At 71.7% G+C, this 14,564-nt stretch carries 13 protein-coding genes; 5 read left to right on the top strand and 8 right to left on the bottom strand.

The annotated features are described in order from the left end of the window. Window positions 1-331: 331 nt before the first annotated feature. Window positions 332-1,561 (bottom strand): sensor histidine kinase, encoded by a 1,230-nt coding sequence (locus ACGFYP_RS32030; protein ID WP_393501118.1) that lies wholly within the window; start codon window positions 1,559-1,561, stop codon window positions 332-334. 4 nt (window positions 1,562-1,565) lie between these two features. Next, window positions 1,566-2,219 (bottom strand): response regulator transcription factor, encoded by a 654-nt coding sequence (locus ACGFYP_RS32025; protein WP_158991339.1) that lies wholly within the window; start codon window positions 2,217-2,219, stop codon window positions 1,566-1,568. Between the two features lie 396 nt (window positions 2,220-2,615). Between ACGFYP_RS32025 and ACGFYP_RS32020 the strand changes: the two genes are divergently transcribed. Then, the gene (locus ACGFYP_RS32020; protein ID WP_361967377.1) at window positions 2,616-2,789 is read left to right on the top strand and encodes a hypothetical protein; all 174 of its coding nucleotides are present in this window, start codon (window positions 2,616-2,618) and stop codon (window positions 2,787-2,789) included. Between the two features lie 102 nt (window positions 2,790-2,891). On the opposite strand, the gene ACGFYP_RS32015 is transcribed toward ACGFYP_RS32020, so the two are convergent. Continuing rightward, window positions 2,892-3,692 carry an inositol monophosphatase family protein gene (locus ACGFYP_RS32015; protein WP_393501155.1) on the bottom strand — a complete coding sequence of 267 codons (801 nt, stop codon included), beginning with the start codon at window positions 3,690-3,692 and terminating at the stop codon, window positions 2,892-2,894. An 81-nt stretch (window positions 3,693-3,773) separates the two neighbouring features. Further along, window positions 3,774-4,901 carry a ferrochelatase gene (locus ACGFYP_RS32010; protein ID WP_393501113.1) on the bottom strand — a complete coding sequence of 376 codons (1,128 nt, stop codon included), beginning with the start codon at window positions 4,899-4,901 and terminating at the stop codon, window positions 3,774-3,776. 130 nt (window positions 4,902-5,031) lie between these two features. Here ACGFYP_RS32010 and ACGFYP_RS32005 point away from each other — a divergent pair, with 130 nt between their 5' ends. Both ACGFYP_RS32005 and ACGFYP_RS32000 read left to right on the top strand, forming a co-directional pair. Then, window positions 5,032-6,291: an MFS transporter gene (locus tag ACGFYP_RS32005; protein WP_361967381.1), complete on the top strand. Its 1,260-nt coding sequence runs from the start codon at window positions 5,032-5,034 to the stop codon at window positions 6,289-6,291. Further along, complete coding sequence (locus ACGFYP_RS32000) at window positions 6,233-7,570, top strand: D-arabinono-1,4-lactone oxidase (RefSeq protein WP_393501109.1); 1,338 nt, start codon at window positions 6,233-6,235, stop codon at window positions 7,568-7,570. The genes ACGFYP_RS32005 and ACGFYP_RS32000 overlap by 59 nt, the downstream gene beginning before the upstream one ends. Before the next feature lie 65 nt (window positions 7,571-7,635). On the opposite strand, the gene ACGFYP_RS31995 is transcribed toward ACGFYP_RS32000, so the two are convergent. Beyond that, the gene (locus tag ACGFYP_RS31995; protein ID WP_393501106.1) at window positions 7,636-8,442 is read right to left on the bottom strand and encodes a hypothetical protein; all 807 of its coding nucleotides are present in this window, start codon (window positions 8,440-8,442) and stop codon (window positions 7,636-7,638) included. 417 nt (window positions 8,443-8,859) lie between these two features. On the opposite strand from ACGFYP_RS31995, the gene sepH reads away from it, so the two are divergent. Next, window positions 8,860-9,924, top strand: coding sequence for a septation protein SepH (gene sepH / locus ACGFYP_RS31990; protein ID WP_361967387.1), 1,065 nt, complete (start codon window positions 8,860-8,862; stop codon window positions 9,922-9,924). Window positions 9,925-9,998: 74 nt separating this feature from the next. Here sepH and ACGFYP_RS31985 read toward each other — a convergent pair whose 3' ends face one another. Beyond that, on the bottom strand, window positions 9,999-10,835 hold the full coding sequence (locus tag ACGFYP_RS31985; protein WP_393501102.1) for a sulfurtransferase: 837 nt from the start codon (window positions 10,833-10,835) through the stop codon (window positions 9,999-10,001). A 469-nt stretch (window positions 10,836-11,304) separates the two neighbouring features. On the opposite strand from ACGFYP_RS31985, the gene ACGFYP_RS31980 reads away from it, so the two are divergent. Continuing rightward, on the top strand, window positions 11,305-12,084 hold the full coding sequence (locus tag ACGFYP_RS31980; RefSeq protein WP_393501099.1) for a VOC family protein: 780 nt from the start codon (window positions 11,305-11,307) through the stop codon (window positions 12,082-12,084). A gap of 31 nt (window positions 12,085-12,115) precedes the next feature. On the opposite strand, the gene ACGFYP_RS31975 is transcribed toward ACGFYP_RS31980, so the two are convergent. Beyond that, complete coding sequence (locus ACGFYP_RS31975) at window positions 12,116-13,489, bottom strand: polysialyltransferase family glycosyltransferase (RefSeq protein ID WP_393501096.1); 1,374 nt, start codon at window positions 13,487-13,489, stop codon at window positions 12,116-12,118. A 2-nt stretch (window positions 13,490-13,491) separates the two neighbouring features. Further along, on the bottom strand, window positions 13,492-14,457 hold the full coding sequence (locus ACGFYP_RS31970; protein ID WP_393501093.1) for a glycosyltransferase family 2 protein: 966 nt from the start codon (window positions 14,455-14,457) through the stop codon (window positions 13,492-13,494). Window positions 14,458-14,564 lie beyond the last annotated feature (107 nt).

The raw sequence follows: 14,564 nt of genomic DNA, 5'->3' as shown, positions 1-14,564 counted from the left end.
TTGTGCCCGACCCGAGGCGGAGATTTTGCCTCACATCAAGGTCTGTTACTCAATCGACACCCAACCGGCCCTCTCACGAGTGATCGGCTTTGGGTGGCGAACCGGACCGTACACGGTCCTCCTGCCGCCCTTCACGGGCGCCACCCCGTGTACTTCCCGTCATCCAGGGCCCTGGAAACCCGGACTTTTCCGGGTTTTCCCACGAATTCTCGATCACGGAGAGTAGAGCGCCGGATGCGCGTCCCTGTGATCGATCACACACGTGCGTCTCAGGAGCGGGACCCGGTAATTCCGCGCAAAGCGAACGGAACCGGCTGGTACTCGAAGTGTGTCAGATCGGCAGAGTGACACGCATCACGAGACCGCCGCCTTCGCGGGGCTCCGCGATGATACGGCCGCCGTGGGCGCGCGCGACGGAACGGGCGATCGACAGGCCGAGTCCGACCCCCTTGTCGCTCCCGGTCCGCTCCTGCCGCAGCCGTCTGAACGGCTCGAAGAGGTTGTCGATCTCGTACGCGGGAACCACGGGACCCGTGTTCGAGACGACGAGGACCGCCTGACCGTGCTCGGTCTCGGTGGTGACCTCCACCCAGCCCCCGTCGGCCACGTTGTACCGCACGGCGTTCTGGACCAGGTTCAGGGCGATCCGCTCCAGGAGCACTCCGTTGCCCTGGACGACGGCGGGTGCCCGCTCACCGCGGATCTCCACGCCCTTGGACTCGGCCTCCCCGTGCACCTGGTCGATGGCGCGCGAGGCGACCTCCGCGAGGTCGACCGGCTTGCGCTCGACGATCTGGTTGTCGCTGCGGGCGAGCAGCAGCAGGCCCTCGACCAGCTGCTCGCTGCGCTCGTTGGTGGCGAGCAGGGTCTTGCCGAGCTGCTGGAGCTCGACCGGCGCCCCGGGGTCGGAGAGGTGGACCTCCAGGAGCGTGCGGTTGATCGCCAGCGGGGTCCGCAGCTCGTGCGAGGCGTTGGCGACGAAGCGCTGCTGGGCGGTGAAGGCTCTCTCCAGGCGCTCCAGCATCTCGTCGAAGGTGTCCGCGAGCTCCTTCAGCTCGTCGTCGGGGCCGTCCAGCTCGATCCGGCGGGCGAGGTCGGAGCCGGCCACCTGGCGGGCGGTCCGGGTGATCCGCCCCAGCGGGGAGAGCACGCGGCCGGCCATGGCGTAGCCGAAGGCGAAGGCGATGATGCTCAGGCCGAGGAGGGCGAAGAGGGAGCGGCGCAGCAGGTCGTCCAGAGCCCTGTCCCGCTGGTACTGGAGGCAGGCCGAGACGGCCTCGTTGAGCTGCTCTCCGGTGCCCTGGACGGGCAGCTCGCACCAGGAGGTGGTCGGCTGGACCTTGCCCTCGACGACCTTGAACGGCAGCTCGCTGTCGCCCAGGGCCTGCGCGGTGAAGAGGTAGATGATCGACAGCAGCAGGATGCCGGCGATCAGGAACATTCCGCCGTACAGCAGCGTGAGCCGTATCCGGATGGTCGGGCGGAGCAGCGGCCTGACCGGGTCTCGGGGGTCCCAGGTCGGCTTCGGGGGCGCCTGTGGGTGCGCCGGGGTCGCGGCCACCGGGTCAGATCCGGTAGCCGGAGCCGGGCACCGTGACGATGACCGGCGGCTCGCCCAGCTTCCGGCGCAGGGTCATCACCGTGACCCGTACGACGTTGGTGAACGGGTCGGTGTTCTCGTCCCAGGCCTTCTCCAGCAGCTGCTCGGCCGAGACGACCGCGCCCTCGCTGCGCATGAGGACCTCCAGGACGGCGAACTCCTTCGGCGCGAGCTGGACCTCCTTGCCGTCGCGGAACACCTCGCGGCGGTTCGGGTCGAGCTTGATGCCGGCGCGCTCCAGGACGGGCGGCAGCGGCACGGTGGTACGGCGGCCGAGCGCACGCACGCGGGCGGTGAGCTCGGTGAACGCGAAGGGCTTCGGCAGATAGTCGTCGGCGCCCAGCTCCAGGCCCTCGACGCGGTCGCTGACGTCGCCGGACGCGGTGAGCATCAGGACGCGGGTGGGCATGCCGAGTTCGACGATCTTGCGGCAGACGTCGTCGCCGTGGACCAGCGGAAGGTCCCGGTCGAGGACGACCACGTCGTAGTCGTTCACCCCGACCCGCTCCAGGGCGGCGGCGCCGTCGTACACGACGTCGACGGCCATGGCCTCCCGGCGCAGTCCGGTGGCCACCGCATCGGCGAGCAGCTGCTCGTCCTCGACGACGAGTACGCGCACGTCGGTCATTCCTTCCTGTGGGCCCCTGCCCTCAACGCGGACCGGGCGGTTCTGAGCACTGACTGTGCGTGTCCATCCTGCCCCGTACGCGCGTAAACCGGCTGTAAGACGGCCTGCGGGAGGCTGGGGCGGGGCGTCGCGAGGGGTGGGGGGCGTGTGGAAGCACGGTTGGGGGCAGAGGGGGGCGTGCGAAGAATTCACCTGGTTTCCGGGCCAGTTGAGGTTTCTGCGCGGTAGCTGTTGGGGAGGACGTCTGCACACCCCGTGATCACGCCCTGCTTTGTGGCACGCGTACATGGCCGCCACAGGCCGCTCTGTCCCCCAGAGGTTGCAGCGTGTGATCCACCCACCCTCGGCACACCCCCGTGCCATCGACCCATGACGAGGGGGCGCACCATGGACGCTTTCACCGCAGGACTGCTGCAGCGCATAAGGACCGCGCAGACCGACCTCACACGGGCACGCGAGACGGGCGACGACTTCCTCGCGGAGGTCGAGCAGGCCGAGCTCGACGACCTGCACCGCCTGGCCGCCGAGCACGGCGTGGAGGTCGGCGCGGCCAGCGTCTGACCTCGCAGGAGAGGCCCCGGTGTCGACGACACCGGGGCCTCTTCGCGTATCCGGGAGCGCCTGGCCCGGGGCACATGGCCGCGAGCGCATGGCCGGGTGCGCTCAGTCGTGCCAGGCTCCGAGCTCTTCCAGCAGTCCCTGGAGGGGCTCGAAGACGCCGGGCGGGGCCGCGACGGTCAGCTCGCCCGACGGACGCTCACCGGGGCGTCCACCCGTCAGGGCGCCCGCCTCGCGGGCGATCAGGTCTCCGGCAGCGAGGTCCCAGGGGTTGAGGCCCCGCTCGTAGTAGCCGTCGAGCCGTCCGGCGGCGACGTCGCAGAGGTCGATGGCGGCCGAACCACCGCGCCGGATGTCGCGCAGGCGGGGGATCATCCGCTGGGCGACGTCGGCCTGGTGGGCGCGGCGGGTCTGGACGTAGGCGAAGCCGGTGGAGATCAGTGCCTGGTCCATCGGGGGCGCGGGGCGGACCGCGAGGCGGCGCTCACCGTCTGCCGTGTCCACGTACGCGCCGCCGCCGAGCACCGCCCGGTACGTCTCGTTCCGCATCGGCGCCACGACCACGCCGACGACCGTCTCGCCGTCGCGCTCGGCCGCGATGGAGACGGCCCACGTCGGCAGCCCGTAGAGGTAGTTCACCGTCCCGTCGAGGGGGTCGATGACCCAGCGGATGCCGCTGGTGCCGGGGCTGGCGGCGCCCTCCTCGCCGAGGAAGCCGTCGTCCGGCCGGTGCTCGGCGAGGAAGCCGGTGATCAGCTTCTCGGCGGCGATGTCCATCTCCGTGACGACGTCGATGGGGCTGGACTTGGTCTTGGCGACCGTCAGGTCGTCCGGCCTGCCGTCGCGCAGCAGCGCGCCGGCCCGGCGCCCCGCCTCCAGGGCGAGGCCGAGCAGTTCGGCCGCCAGAGGGTCGGTCGAAGCAGAGGCGGGGTCGGTCTGTGCGGGGTCGGGCTGTGCGGGGTTCTCGGGCTGGGTCACCAGGGCTCCTCAGGCGTACGAACTGTCGGCGCCGGCCGCCGCGGGCCGCTCCGCCCGTGCGGGGCAGCAGCCGATCGGGCAGAGGTCGTGGGAGGCACCGAGGGTGCCGAGGGCGCAGCGCTCGACGCGGGCGCCGCGCTCGCCCGCAGCGCGCTCCAGGACGAGGTCCCGTACGGCCGCGGCGAACCGGGGGTCGGACCCGACGGTCGCCGAGCGCCGCACCGGGAGGCCCAGCTCTGCGGCCTTGGCGGTGGCCTCGGTGTCGAGGTCGTAGAGGACCTCCATGTGGTCCGAGACGAAGCCGATGGGGACCATCACCGCGGCCGGGGCGCCGCCGTCGTGCAGCTCCTCCAGGTGATCACAGATGTCCGGCTCCAGCCACGGGATGTGCGGGGCGCCGCTGCGGGACTGGTAGACGAGCTTCCAGGGGTGGGCGACGCCGGTCTCCTCGCGGACGGCGTCCACGATCACCCGGGCCACGTCCAGGTGCTGCCGGACGTAGGCGCCGCCCTCGCCGTGGTCCTCGACGGGGCCGGAGGAGTCGGCGGCCGAGTCGGGGATGGAGTGGGTGGTGAAGGCGAGGTGGGCCTCGGCCCGGACGGACTCGTCCAGCTCGGCGAGGGAGGCCAGGACGCCCTCGACCATGGGTCGGACGAAGCCGGGGTGGTTGAAGTAGTGCCGGAGCTTGTCGACCCGGGGCAGCGGGAGCCCCTCTGCCTCCAGCTCCGAGAGCGCGTCGGCGAGGTTCTCGCGGTACTGCCGGCAGCCGGAGTACGAGGCGTACGCGCTGGTCGTGAGGACGGCGATGTGGCGCCGGCCGTCAGTGACCATCTCCCGGAGGGTGTCGGTGAGGTACGGCGCCCAGTTCCGGTTTCCCCAGTAGACCGGCAGGTCGAGGCCGGCGCGCGCGAAGTCCTCGCGCAGCGCGTCGAGCAGCGCGCGGTTCTGGTCGTTGATCGGGCTGACGCCACCGAAGAGGAAGTAGTGCTGCCCCACTTCCTTGAGCCGCTCCTTGGGAATGCCTCGGCCGCGGGTGACGTTCTCGAGGAACGGGACGACGTCGTCCGGGCCCTCGGGGCCGCCGAAGGAGAGCAGCAGAAGGGCGTCGTACGGGGCGGGATCGTGCTGATCGGACATGGCACCGATCCTCCCACCCGCCACTGACGGTCGACGGCCGCCCGACCGAAAAAGTGGCTGCGACATCCAGTTCAACACCGTAGGCTTTAGCTATTAATTACACGTGTTGACGCTGATGCCGGAGATCCCCTTGCCCAGTCCCTACCGCGCGATCTTCGCGGCGCCCGGCACCAGATCGTTCTCGGTCGCCGGTTTCATCGGCCGGATGCCGCTGTCCATGATGGGCATCGGCATCGTCACGATGATCTCCCAGGTCACCGGGCGGTACGGCCTCGCGGGCGCGCTCTCCGCGACCATGGCCATGTCGGCGGCCGTCCTCGGCCCGCAGGTCTCGCGCATGGTCGACCGGTACGGCCAGCGCCGGGTGCTGCGCCCGGTCACCCTCGTCTCGCTCGTCGCGGCGGCCGGGCTGCTGCTCTGCGTGCAGCAGAAGGCCCCGGACTGGACGCTGTTCGTCTTCACCGCCGTGATCGGCTGCGTGCCGAGCCTCGGCGCGATGACCCGCGCCCGCTGGGCGGCCATCTACCGGGGGGAGGCGCGTCGGCTGCACACCGCGTACTCCTGGGAGTCGATCGTCGACGAGGTCTGCTTCATCTTCGGTCCGATCATCTCCATCGGTCTGTCGACGATCTGGTTCCCCGAGGCGGGCCCGCTCTTCGCCGCCGTCTTCCTGGCCGTCGGCGTCTTCTGGCTGACCTCGCTGCGCGCCACCGAGCCCGAGCCGCACCCGCACGACGGCCACTCGGGCGGTTCGGCGCTGCGCTCCCCCGGCCTGCAGGTCCTCACGCTCGCCTTCGTCGCCACCGGCGCGATCTTCGGCTCGATCGACGTGGTCACGGTCGCCTTCGCGGAGGAGCAGGGTCACAAGGCCGCCGCCAGCCTGGTCCTCGCGGTCTACGCGCTGGGCTCCTGCCTGGCCGGCGCCGTGTTCGGGCTGCTGCACCTCAAGGGGGATCCGTCCCGCAGGTGGCTGCTGGGCGTCTGCGCGATGGCCGTGAGTATGATCCCCCTCCTACTGGCCGGGAACCTGCCGTTGCTGGCCGTGGCGCTCTTTGTCGCGGGCCTCTCCATCGCACCGACGATGGTGACCACGATGGCCCTCGTCGAAGCGCACGTACCGCGCACCAAACTGACCGAGGGCATGACCTGGACAGGGACCGGGCTCGCCGTCGGCGTGGCGCTCGGCTCCTCGGCCGCCGGCTGGGTGGTCGACGCCTCGGGTGCGGAGGCGGGGTACGTGGTGCCCGTCGTCTCGGGCGCGCTCGCGGTCGCGGTGGGTCTCCTGGGGTATCGCCGGCTGGGCAAGCCGGTGCCGACGCGGGAGGGGCAGCGTGAGCGGGCAGACGGAGCGGTGGACGAGCACGAGGGCGGCGAGCAGCCCGTGGCGTAACTGGGCCGGGAACGTCACCTCCCGTCCCGCGCGGGAGGTGCGCCCGGCTTCGGTCGAGGAGCTGGCCGACGTCATCAGGACGGCCGCCGAGGACGGGCTGCGGGTGAAGACGGTCGGAACCGGCCACTCCTTCACCTCGATCGCCGCCACGGACGGCGTGCTGATCCGCCCGGACCTGCTGACGGGCATCCGGCGGATCGACCGCGAGGAGATGACCGTGACCGTCGAGTCCGGCACTCCGCTCAAGCGGCTCAACGTGGCGCTGGCCCGGGAGGGCCTGTCGCTCACGAACATGGGCGACATCATGGAGCAGACGGTCGCCGGGGCCACCTCCACCGGGACGCACGGCACCGGACGCGACTCCGCCTCGATAGCCGCGCAGATCCGGGAGCTGGAGCTGGTCACGGCGGACGGGCGGCTGTTGACCTGTTCGCGGAAGGAGAATCCGGAGCTCTTCGCGGCCGCCCGGATCGGGCTCGGCGCGCTGGGCGTGGTCACGGCGATCACCTTCGCCGTGGAGCCGGTCTTCCTGCTCACCGCGCGCGAGGAGCCGATGACCTTCGACCGGGTCACCTCGGAGTTCGACGCACTGCACGCGGAGAACGAGCACTTCGAGTTCTACTGGTTCCCCCACACGGACAACTGCAACACCAAGCGGAACAACCGCAGCGCGGGCCCCGCCGCCCCGCCCGGTCGGGTCAGCGCCTGGATCGACGACGAGTTGCTCTCGAACGGCGTCTTCCAGCTCGCCTGCTCCGTCGGCCGCGCGGTCCCGCCGGTGATCCCGTCGATCGCCAAGGTCTCCAGCCGCGCCCTGTCGGCCCGTACGTACACCGACATCCCGTACAAGGTCTTCACCTCGCCCCGCCGGGTGCGCTTCCTGGAGATGGAGTACGCCCTTCCGCGCGAGGCGGCCGTCGCGGCACTGCGCGAGGTGAAGGCGATGGTCGAGCGTTCGCCGCTGAAGGTGAGCTTCCCGGTGGAGGTACGGACGGCGCCCGCGGACGACATCGCGCTCTCGACGGCCTCGGGGCGGGAGACCGCGTACATCGCGGTGCACCTCTACAAGGGCACGCCCCACCGCGCGTACTTCACCGCGGTGGAGCGCATCATGACCGCGCACGGCGGCCGGCCGCACTGGGGCAAGGTGCACACCCGGGACGCGGCGTACTTCTCCGAGGTCTACCCGCGCTTCGCCGAGTTCACGGAGCTGCGCGACCGGCTCGACCCCGACCGGCTGTTCGCCAACGACTATCTGCGCCGCGTGCTGGGCGACTGACGGTCACTCGGCTGCTCGTACGGAGACCGTTCCGCCGCTCGTACGGCGAGGCACTCTGCCACCGGTCACTCGGCGGGCGTTCCGGTGTTCGGGGCGCCCGCGCCGGTGGGCGGGGTGCTCGTCGGAGGCGGCGTGGGCGTCGAACCGGTGGGCGTCGGGGTCGGTGTGGAGGTCGGCGGCGGGGTCGGCGTGGGCGTCGGGTCGCCGCCCGCGGAACCCGAGGGGGTCGGCGTGGGGTCGGGGGTGCTCTTCCCCGTGCCGGGCGTCCCGTTGTCGGAGGGGGTGCCGTCGTCGCCCTTCTCCTGCTGCCGCTGTTGCTGCTGCCCGTGGGGCGCGTCGTCGGACGGCTGCTCGTTCTTCGCGTCGCCGCCGTGTCCGACGACCGAGCCGAAGGTCGTGGTCCCCTTCGTGCCGCTGAAGTCCTGATCGGAGATCAGTTCGTAGGTGGTGATGCCTCCCATGGCGACCAGGAAGACGAGCGCGGCGCCGACGGCGGATCGCTTCCAGCCCCGGACGCGCGTGCCGTGCGTGGTCGCCTCGCCGAACTCCTCGTCGTACGGGGGCGCTGCGGGCCCGCCGAAGGTCGTGAGCACCTGGGTGCGGTTCGGGGCGGTCAGGCCCGCCGGGGTCTTCGCCGGCTCGGCGTGGACCGCGACCTCCCGTATCTGCTCCCCCGTGCGCTTGAAGACGTGCTGGAAGATCGAGCCGCCGCAGGTGGCGATGACGCTGATCACACCGGCGCCCAGGATCGTGCCGTACACACCGAGCGTGGAGGCGAGCTTCGCCGCCACGACGGCGGCGATGGCGGAGCCCGAGACCTGAGCGACGCTCAGGTCGAGCTTCTTCTTCTCACCGTTCTTCTCCTGCTCCATACCCACAAGGGACAAATGGGCGAAGGGAAAAGTTCCACTTCTGGGTTTTCTGTGAAGAGCGACACGCGAGCGCGGAGATCACGGAGACTCAACTCCCGTACCCCCGGTGAAGTTGGGCGGCGTGCCGGTCCACCCAGGTGGCCCGAATGGAGTACTGTGGCGATCCCCGGGTCCGGGCTCCCTCATGGGTGTCGGGTCACGGGGAGGGGGCCGAACGTGGCACTCGAACCGGCGGCGCCGAGGCACCGCACGGCTATCCACTGCGGAGCGTGACGGTCAGTCACTCTGCGTCGTAAAAGGGTAACCGTGCCATAACGGCGATCCAAGATCCATGCCCGACACGCCGGGCAACTCGGCAAGGTTGTGGCAGGCTGCACCCGGGCAGGCCACACTCGACTAGCGGAAGCAGCGACGCACGTGACGTCGGCAGGCACCACCCGGGAGGTCCCCATGCCCGAACTGCGTGTCGTGGCCGTCTCCAACGACGGCACACGACTGGTGCTGAAGGCTGCTGACAGCACGGAGTACACGCTTCCGATCGACGAGCGGCTGCGCGCCGCCGTGCGCAACGACCGCGCGCGGCTCGGTCAGATCGAGATCGAGGTGGAGAGCCACCTCCGCCCCCGTGACATCCAGGCGCGGATACGTGCCGGTGCCTCCGCCGAGGAGGTCGCCCAGCTCGCCGGGATCCCCGTCGACCGCGTACGGCGCTTCGAGGGCCCCGTACTCGCGGAGCGGGCGTTCATGGCCGAGCGGGCCCGCAAGACGCCCGTGCGCCGACCCGGCGAGAACACCGGACCCCAGCTCGGCGAGGCGGTGCAGGAGCGACTGCTGCTGCGCGGCGCCGAGAAGGACACCGTGCAGTGGGACTCCTGGCGCCGTGACGACGGCACGTGGGAAGTCCTGCTGGTCTACCGCGTCGCCGGCGAGGTGCACACCGCGAGCTGGACGTACGACCCGCCCCGGCGGCTCGTCCAGGCCGTGGACGACGAGGCGCGCGCGCTGATCGGCGAGACGGACGACACGATCGCCGCAGCGCCGGAGCCGAGCTTCCCGTTCGTGCCCCGGATCGCCCGGCTGCCGCGCGACCGGCCGCTGGACCGTGCGCTCGACCGCCAGATGGAGCGTCCGGCTCCGGTTCCCGAGCCGGAGGACGAACGGGACTCGCTGACCAGCCTGCTGGAAGCGGTGCCCAGCTTCCGCGGCGACATGGTCGTCCCTGACCGGAACACCGAGCCGTCATCGACCGAGCCCGGCGAGGAGCCCGAGGCGGAGGAGCCCCCGGCTCCCGCGGCCTCGGCCGGCGCGGGCTCGGCCTACGCCGACGTCCTGATGCCCCGCGCGGTCTCCGGCCACCGCGATCGGCTGACGGGCACCACGGACCGTCAGGCCGAAGCGGACGGCGTCCGCCCGGGCCGCCGCGCGGCGGTCCCGAGCTGGGACGAGATCGTCTTCGGCACGCGGCGGAAGAAGCAGGACTGACGCACGTAGGTATACGGGTGGGGCCCGCACCGGGATCGGTGCGGGCCCCATCCGTATACGCGGGGCCGGCGGGGCTACTGCGGGTCCGCGCCCTTGGCCACCGGGCGGGCGGAGTCGTTGGACCACTCCGACCAGGAGCCGGCGTACAGGGCGGACGGGATGCCCGCGATCGCCAGGGCGAGGACCTGGTGCGCGCCCGAGACCCCCGAGCCGCAGTAGACGCCGACCGCGCTCTCCCCCTGGGCGCCGAGGCCGGCGAAGCGGGCCGCGAGGGTGCGCGCCGGGAGGAAGCGGCCCTGCTCGTCCACGTTCTCCGCCGTCGGGGCCGAGACCGCGCCCGGGATGTGGCCGCCGACCGGGTCGATCGGCTCCACGTCGCCCCGGTAGCGCTCCGCCGCACGCGCGTCGAGCAGCAGGCCCGAGCGGGCCAGGGCCGCGGCCCCGTCCGCGTCCAGCAGCCCGACGTCGCTCGGGTGTGGCGTGAAGTCGCCCGGCTCCGGGCTGGGGGTCTCCTTCGACAGCTCGTGCCCTGCCGCCGTCCAGGCCGCGAGGCCCCCGTCCAGGACCCGTACGTCCGTGTGCCCGGTCCAGCGCAGCAGCCACCAGGCGCGGGCGGCACCCCAGCCGAGCCCGCCGTCGTGGACGACGACCGGCGTGCCCGCGGAGACACCCGCCCGGCGCATCGCCGCGCCGAAGACCTCCAGGTCCGGCAGCGGGTGCCGGCCGCCGCGGCCGGGCGGAGCGGCCAGCTCCGTGTCCAGGTCGACGTAGACCGCGCCGGGCACGTGCCCGGCCTCGTACTCGGGCAGTCCGGGCGGGCCGCCGAGCTGCCACCGGACGTCCAGCAGGACCGGGCGCCGCGTCCCGGCCAGGTCGCTCGCGAGATCGCTTGCGGAGATGATGGGCTTCATGGGTGCCATCCTCGCGCAGCACGCGCCGGACCGGACCACGCCCTAGGGCCTGTCCGGCGGATCAGGGTCGGATAGGGCGCGGCGTCTGGTGCGGTCCGTCGCAAGGCGCCGGAGCGTCTCGATAGCGGAGCTATCGGGGCGTTTCGGCAACGCGGCGAGGGGCCGTGCCAGGCGTCGCGGCCCCGGCCATGATCCGCCGGACACGCCCTAGGGCCTGATCCGAACGAGAGGCGCCAGGGGCGATCCGCCAGGACAGCCTGGCGACGGAAAGTCGGCGCGGCCGCGGCACGTACGGCGCCCGTTGGTGCGAGCATCGTGCACGGGCGCGCCCCGAGGCGCGTGTACGGCACGTGTGCGGCGGGCAGTAACCCGCTGCGGAAGCCGAGGGCCCCCGCTCCACCCGCCCGTACGAGCTCGTACGCCCGGGTCCCCCGCACGGCCACGACGATGGTCCGAGGAGAGAGTGACGATGACCGAGGCGACTCGGCGCACACCCGGTACACCCTCTTGGGTGAGCTTGATGGTGCATGGACTTGACGCGACGCAGGAGTTCTACGGCGCGCTCTTCGGCTGGGAGTTCGTCCCCGGTCCGCAGCAGCTCGGGCCGTACGTCCGCGCCCTGCTCGACGGCAAGGAAGTGGCGGGCATCGGCCAGCTGCCGCCCGACCGGCACCTGCCGGTCGCCTGGACCACCTATCTGGCCACCGACGACGCCGACGAGGCCGCGGAGACCATCCGCTGCTGCGGCGGCACGGTCGCCGTCGGCCCGCTCGACGCGGGCGAGGCGGGCCGGCTCGTCATCTGCTCGGATCCGGTCGGCGCCGTCTTCGGCGTCTGGCAGGCCGAGCTGCACCACGGCACGGCGACCGCGGGACCGCCCGGGACGCCGGTCTGGAACGAGCTCCTGACGTACGAGACGTCGGCGGTCGCGAAGTTCTACCAGACGGTGTTCCGCTACGAGGCCGAGCCGGTCGTCTCCGCCGACTTCGACTATCTGACCCTTCACCTGGACGGACGCCCGGTGGCGGCCCTGCACGGCCTCGGCACCGCGCTCCCCCGTGACCGGGGCGCGCACTGGATGACGTACTTCGAGGTCGCCGACACCGACGGGGCCGCCCGGCTGGTCACCGAGCTCGGCGGCCAGGTCCTGCGGCCGCCGAGGGAGGGCGCGACGGGTCGGATCGCGCAGGTGGCGGACCCGGAGGGGGCGGTCTTCACGATCGTCCACTCGGCGGGCGACCGCGACTGACGACGCGACCTCCGAGGCCGCCCCCGGCCCCTCAGCCCCTGCCGCTCCGGGTCAGGCTCCGGCGGAGGAGCCGGGACGCGCCGCTGCGGGGGGCCGGGCCTCCGCCGGGCAGGGCGAGCTTCGTGAGACGTTCGACGTCGAAGTAGCGCGCCATGTCCGCGTCGCCCCCGTGGGTTTCGAGAAAGCGGGCCGTCTCGTCGCGGAGCAGTGGGTAGAGCTTGGGCTGCATGCAGAAGCCCACGGCGCGGACGAGCGGGGTGAGCGTCTCCGGGCCCGCGCCGGGGACGGCCGGTCCTGTGCCGGTCTCCAGGTCCGGCACCATGTGGTCCACGACGGTCAGCGGCACCCGGTTGCTGTTCTCGACCGGCTTGAGCCGCTCCAGGACGGTGTCGGTGCCCACGCGGGCGATCGGCACGCCGTAGTAGACGGAGGCGGTGACCATCGCGGTGGAGAAGCAGCCGACGACGAGACGCGGCCTGCACCGCTCGTAGAAGGTCTCGGCGAGCAGCGGGCCGTCCAGGACCGTCAGCCGTACGCCGGCCTCCTCGGCGGCCTCGTCGAGCGCCGTCGAATAGCGGGCGGGCGCGGTCGGGTGCGGCTTGAAGATCACCGACGTGTGTCCGGCCGCCGCGGCTCCGCGCATCATCCGGATGTGCAGCTCCTCCTCCTCGTCGGCGGTGAGGATGTCGAGCGCCGCGAGGTACTGGCCGAGGAGGAGGGCGGTGGGCTCGGCCTCGACCGCCTCGGTCACCATCCGGTCGCCCTCGGCGGCCTCGGCGATCTCCGCGAGGACCCCGCGGAAGGCCTCGTCGGGGACGAGTTCGGGCTCGACGCCGTACTCGGAGAGCAGCAGCGGGCGCAGGCCGGGCACCAGGTCGAGGTGGAGCAGCCGCCCGATCCGGCAGGCGATCGACTGCGGCAGCTCCTCGCGCGTCGGGCCGTAGCTCATCAGGCCGTCGGCGTAGACCTGGACGGTGCTCTCGGCGAAGACGAAGGCGAGCGCCTTGGCGGGGTTGACCTGGATGGACTCGACGATCAGCTCGACCGGGGCGCTGCCCAGGTCCCATGCCGTGCGGAACACCCGCTGCCAGAGCGGGGCCTCCTCCGTGCGCGGCGACCAGGTGGCGGGGTGGTGCGGCTGGATCGCCTCGTTCCAGTCGATCACGTCGTCGAAGCGGGTGGCGATCCGGTCGTACCCGGTCATCGTCTCCAGGCGCAGCGCGGTCTCCGGGATCGCGGCGTTGTTGGAGATCAGCAGGATCCGCCGGGCGTCCTCGGAGGCGCCGAACCGACCGGCGTCGATCGCCGCGGCGAGCGTGGCGGCGCCGTAGAGCGTGGACACCTCGAAGATCTGGGTGCGCGGCTTCGCCGTCGTCGTACGGGAGTGGGCGGGCGTCGCGGTCATGATCAGGCGGTCCTTCCGGTGGCGCGCAGGCCGCGGAGCAGGGTGCTGCGCGCGGTGTCCATCGTCGCGAGGGTCTCGTCGAGCACCTGCTGCGGCATCCGGCGCAGGGCGTCCGTCACGTTCTGCTTGAGCTGCTTGGTCACGGCCGGTTCGTACTGGTCGGCCTTGCCCATGTGGAAGGCGATCATGGCGCAGTAGGTGCGCACGGCCTTCGGCAGGAAGCGGTCGGCGTCGCGGTCCGCGGAGACCTCCTCCAGGAGGAGGTCGTACGAGGGGATGAAGTCGAGCTGGCGGTTGTCGGTGATCTGGGTGAGCGAGGTGGTGACGCCGCGCCGGTAGAAGACCCCGTGGATGCTGAGGGAGGCGTAGGTGGTGGCGTTCAGGTGGAGGCGCCAGATCCAGAGCCTGTCCTCTGCGGTGCGCAGCTTCGTCTCGAAGCGCGAGCCGCCGTTCTCGAAGAGCCGGCCGCTGTAGATGCCGAAGGGGACGAAGGGGTAGTCGACCATCGTGACCATGCTGGCGGGTGCGATGCCGTCGCGCGGGTCCATCACCGTCTCGCGCTCCTTCGCGGGCGCGTAGCGGATGGCGCGCTTGGTGCCGGTCGAGAGGACGTGGTCGGTACGGGCGAAGTCGCAGCCGAGTGCCTCGATGCCGTCGACCATGGCGCGCAGGTGGCCGGGGGCGTACCAGTCGTCGCCGTCGAGGAAGGTGACGTAGTCGCCGGTGGCCGCGTCGAGGCCGGTGTTGCGCGCCTGGGCCACGCCGAGGTTGGTCTCGTGGCGGATCACGGTGGCGTTCGGGATCCGGCTCTGCCGGCGGTCCAGGACGTGGGGCGTCTCGTCCGTCGAGCAGTCGTCGATCAACAGGAACTCGAAATCCGGGTCCGCGTTGCTCGCGAGGCTGCGCATGGTGTCGGAGGCGTAGATCCCGACGTTGTGGAACGGCACGATGACGGACAACTTGGGCACTCGGACATCCCCACACTCAAGCCGGACGAACAGAAGAGCAGACGAACGGACCAGCAGATGAACTCGGACCGGCAGGCGAACGGGCCGGCGGACGAGCGAGCGTCGCT

The organism is Streptomyces sp. NPDC048370 (assembly GCF_043200825.1).
Lineage (GTDB): Bacteria > Actinomycetota > Actinomycetes > Streptomycetales > Streptomycetaceae > Streptomyces.
This window is presented reverse-complemented; position numbering and strand designations above follow the sequence as displayed.